The sequence below is a fragment of the Micromonospora sp. NPDC049580 genome (genome assembly GCF_040675595.1).
Classification (GTDB): Bacteria; Actinomycetota; Actinomycetes; order Mycobacteriales; family Micromonosporaceae; genus Micromonospora.
Map to the genome: position 1 here is coordinate 1 of NZ_JBFAPG010000627.1, position 2,954 is coordinate 2,954.

Consider the following 2,954-nt stretch of genomic DNA (forward strand, 5'->3'; position numbering starts at 1 on the left):
ACGACCCGGAGCTGGTCGTGGCGGCCTGCGACTCGGTGATGGTCGACGTCGAGGAGGTCTGGCAGCCGTTCGCCGCCCGGTTCGCGGCAGGCCCCGCCGCGTCGTGCTGTCGTCCAGCTCGCCGAGGGCCAGCGCCGCGAACCGGGCGGCGAACGGCTGCCAGACCTCCTCGACGTCGACCATCACCGAGTCGCAGGCCGCCACGACCAGCTCCGGGTCGTAGCCCAGCTCCGCGAGCTGGGCCGAGTCGGTGGCCCAGTCGGCGATCATCGCGGTGTCGCACTCGATGTGGAACTGCAGCCCCCAGGCCCGGTCGCCGAGCCGGAACGCCTGGTGCGGATACCGGGTGGAGGCCGCCAGCAGGGTGGCGCCCCGGGGCAGCTCGGTGATCTCGTCGGAGTGCCACTGGAGCACGTCCGGGATCAGCGGCACGTACCGGAACAGCGGGTCGCCCTCCGCGGCGTCACGCCGACCGACCACGCCGGGGCCGATCTCCGGCCCGGACGGGCTCCGCTCGACCAGCCCGGCGTGCGCGGTGGCGAGCAGCTGCGCGCCCAGGCAGACGGCCAGGGTGGGCACGCGGTACCGGACCGCCTTGCGCAGCAGCCCCTCCACGGCCGGGAACCAGGGTGCGCCGGGCGAGCCGTCCGGCAGCGGGTACGCCTGCTGGTCGCCGCCGAGCACCACAAGCGCCGCGTACCCCTCCAGGTCGGCGGGGAGCTCGTCGCCGGCGTGCGGGCGGACCACCCACAGCTCCAGCCCAGCCTCGGTCAGCCACTCACCCAACCGGCGTGCGTCGTCCGTCGGGTCGTTCTCGATCACCAGCGCGGTTGCCACGCGTCGAGGCTAGCCGGTACGTCCCGCAGCGCCACGCCCCGCCACTCGGATCCCCGCGCCGCGCGCCGGGGTTGCTGGCCGGCGGGCGCACCGGCGTCGACGGCCGGCGTTCGCTGCTCGTCAGGCTCCGCGGTGTCGTTAGGCTCTGCGGTTGTGATCAACGAGGATTCGGCAGTCGTCCGCCCGCCCGTCCTGCGCCCCGGGGACACGGTGCTGCTGGTGTCACCGTCCGGGCCGACCTCGCCGGAGCGGGTCGCCCGGGGGATGGAGCTGCTCACCGGGTGGGGCCTGCGGCCGGTGCCGGCGCCGAACGCGTACGCCCGCCACGGCTACCTCGCCGGCACCGACGACCTGCGGGCCGCCGACCTGAACGCGGCGTTCGCCGACCCGAAGGTGCGCGGCGTGATCTGCACCCGGGGCGGGTACGGCGCCCAGCGGATAGTGGACGCCATCGACATGGCCGCCGTCCGCCGCGACCCGAAGGTGGTGGCCGGCTTCTCGGACATCACCGCGTTGCAGCTCGCCCTGTGGCGGGGCGCCCGGCTGGCCGGGGTGCACGGCCCGGGGGCCGCCTGGCGGGACGAGCGGACGTCGCTGCGCTCCGCCGAGTCCCTGCACGCGGCGCTGATGACCACCGAGCCGGTGACCGTCGAGGCGGTGCCCACCGAGGAGACCTTCGGCGTACGGGTGCCGGGGCGCGCCACCGGCACCCTGCTGGGCGGCAACCTGTGCCTGATCGCCGCGTCGATCGGCACTCCGGACCTGCCCGATCTGACCGGTGCCGTGCTGTTGATCGAGGACGTGCAGGAGCCCCCGTACAAGGTCGACCGGATGCTCACCCACCTGCGCCGCGCCGGAGCGTTGGACGGGCTGGCCGGTGTGGCGGTCGGGCAGTTCACCGACTGCGGCGACGGCTGGGAGACCACGATCGTCGACGTCCTCACCGAACGCCTCGGCGACCTGGGCGTACCGGTCCTCGGCGGCCTCCCCATCGGCCACGGCCCCGACCAGCTGACCGTCCCGGTAGGCACCACCGCAACCCTGGACACCGACACCGGAACCCTGACGGCCACCCCCGCCGTCCGCTAGCCCCCGCCTCCCACCCTTCCGCCCGGCCCGCCTCCCGCCCCGGTGATCAAGAGGTTTGGGTCATTTTCGGGCCGGATCGTGACGCAAACCTCTTGATCACCAGGGTCAGGGGGTGGGGGTCAGGTGGGCTACTGCGCCGATCTCCAGGGCTGCCCAGACTCCGTCTCGCCGTCGGGCCCCAGGCGGGCGATCCCGCCGGCCTGGACCAGCGTCAGCCACAACGCGCCGTCGGTCCCAACCGTGATGCCGTACGGGCCGGTGTCCGACCCGGTGAGAGGAATCTCCCGAATCTCGACGGTCATCGCGAGGTGTCCCTCCGTTGGCGGCCACCAACCCTGACCGCCTGACCAACGACGACACAACCGATTTCCCCGCGCACCGCCACGATCGGCAGCCCGCTGCTCGACGGGCAGCCCGCTGCTCGATTTTCAGCTCGCTGACAGGGTCGCCACGGGTCGTGCCCAGAATCGCCGGTCACTGTCGGTGACGACATTGCCGCATCACCGACTTTTCTGGAGGACTGCATGTCCCGCACCATCCGTAGGAAGCACCTGCTGGCCGGCCTGGCCACCGCGGGCGTCCTCGGCGTGGGGATCGCCGCCCCGACGATCGCGTTCGCCGCGGACACCCCGACGCCGACCCCGAGCGCCAACGCCGCCCCCGCTCCCGGGGCGAAGGCCGACCGGCAGGGTGAGTTCGCCGAGGCGCTCGCCAAGGAGCTGGGTGTCCCCACCGACAAGGTGACCGCCGCGCTGGAGAAGGTCCGCGAGCAGCACCGGCCCGCCGATCGTCCGGCGCGCCCGTCCGCCGAGGACCGGCAGGCCGCGCTCAAGGAGCGGCTGGACCAGGCGGTCAAGGACGGCAAGCTCACCCAGGAGCAGGCCGACGCCATCACCAAGGCCGTCGAGGCCGGCGTCTTCCCTGGCCCCGGCGGCGGCCACCGTGGGCCGGGCGGCGACCGTGGGCCGGACGGCCACGGCGCTCCCGCGGGTATGCCGGGCAAGTAGCCCGACAGGTCGGCCTCCGAC

The 2,954-nt window shown here is 73.9% G+C and carries 3 protein-coding genes and 2 pseudogenes; 3 read left to right on the plus strand and 2 right to left on the minus strand.

Annotation, left to right across the window (positions count from 1 at the left end):
- A pseudogene (locus AB0J68_RS30140) lies at positions 1–89 on the plus strand (type 1 glutamine amidotransferase); the annotation flags it as partial.
- A gap of 19 nt (positions 90–108) precedes the next feature.
- On the opposite strand, the pseudogene AB0J68_RS30145 reads toward AB0J68_RS30140, so the two are convergent.
- Positions 109–837 (minus strand): annotated as a pseudogene (locus AB0J68_RS30145) (type 1 glutamine amidotransferase); the annotation flags it as partial.
- Positions 838–990: 153 nt separating this feature from the next.
- Between AB0J68_RS30145 and AB0J68_RS30150 the strand changes: the two are divergent.
- Positions 991–1,926: an LD-carboxypeptidase gene (locus AB0J68_RS30150; protein WP_363942030.1), complete on the plus strand. Its 936-nt coding sequence runs from the start codon at positions 991–993 to the stop codon at positions 1,924–1,926.
- Between the two features lie 128 nt (positions 1,927–2,054).
- On the opposite strand, the gene AB0J68_RS30155 is transcribed toward AB0J68_RS30150, so the two are convergent.
- On the minus strand, positions 2,055–2,228 hold the full coding sequence (locus AB0J68_RS30155) for a hypothetical protein (RefSeq protein WP_363942032.1): 174 nt from the start codon (positions 2,226–2,228) through the stop codon (positions 2,055–2,057).
- A gap of 222 nt (positions 2,229–2,450) precedes the next feature.
- Here AB0J68_RS30155 and AB0J68_RS30160 point away from each other — a divergent pair, with 222 nt between their 5' ends.
- A complete protein-coding gene (locus AB0J68_RS30160; RefSeq protein WP_363942034.1) occupies positions 2,451–2,933 on the plus strand; it encodes a hypothetical protein in 483 nt (160 codons plus the stop codon).
- The last annotated feature ends 21 nt before the right edge of the window (positions 2,934–2,954 follow it).

What these genes read in the sequence shown, in the direction of transcription:
- AB0J68_RS30160 (WP_363942034.1), top strand. Translation starts at nt 2,451, where the DNA reads ATGTCCCGCACCATCCGTAGGAAGCACCTGCTGGCCGGCCTGGCCACC.
- AB0J68_RS30155 (WP_363942032.1), bottom strand. Translation starts at nt 2,228, where the DNA reads ATGACCGTCGAGATTCGGGAGATTCCTCTCACCGGGTCGGACACCGGC.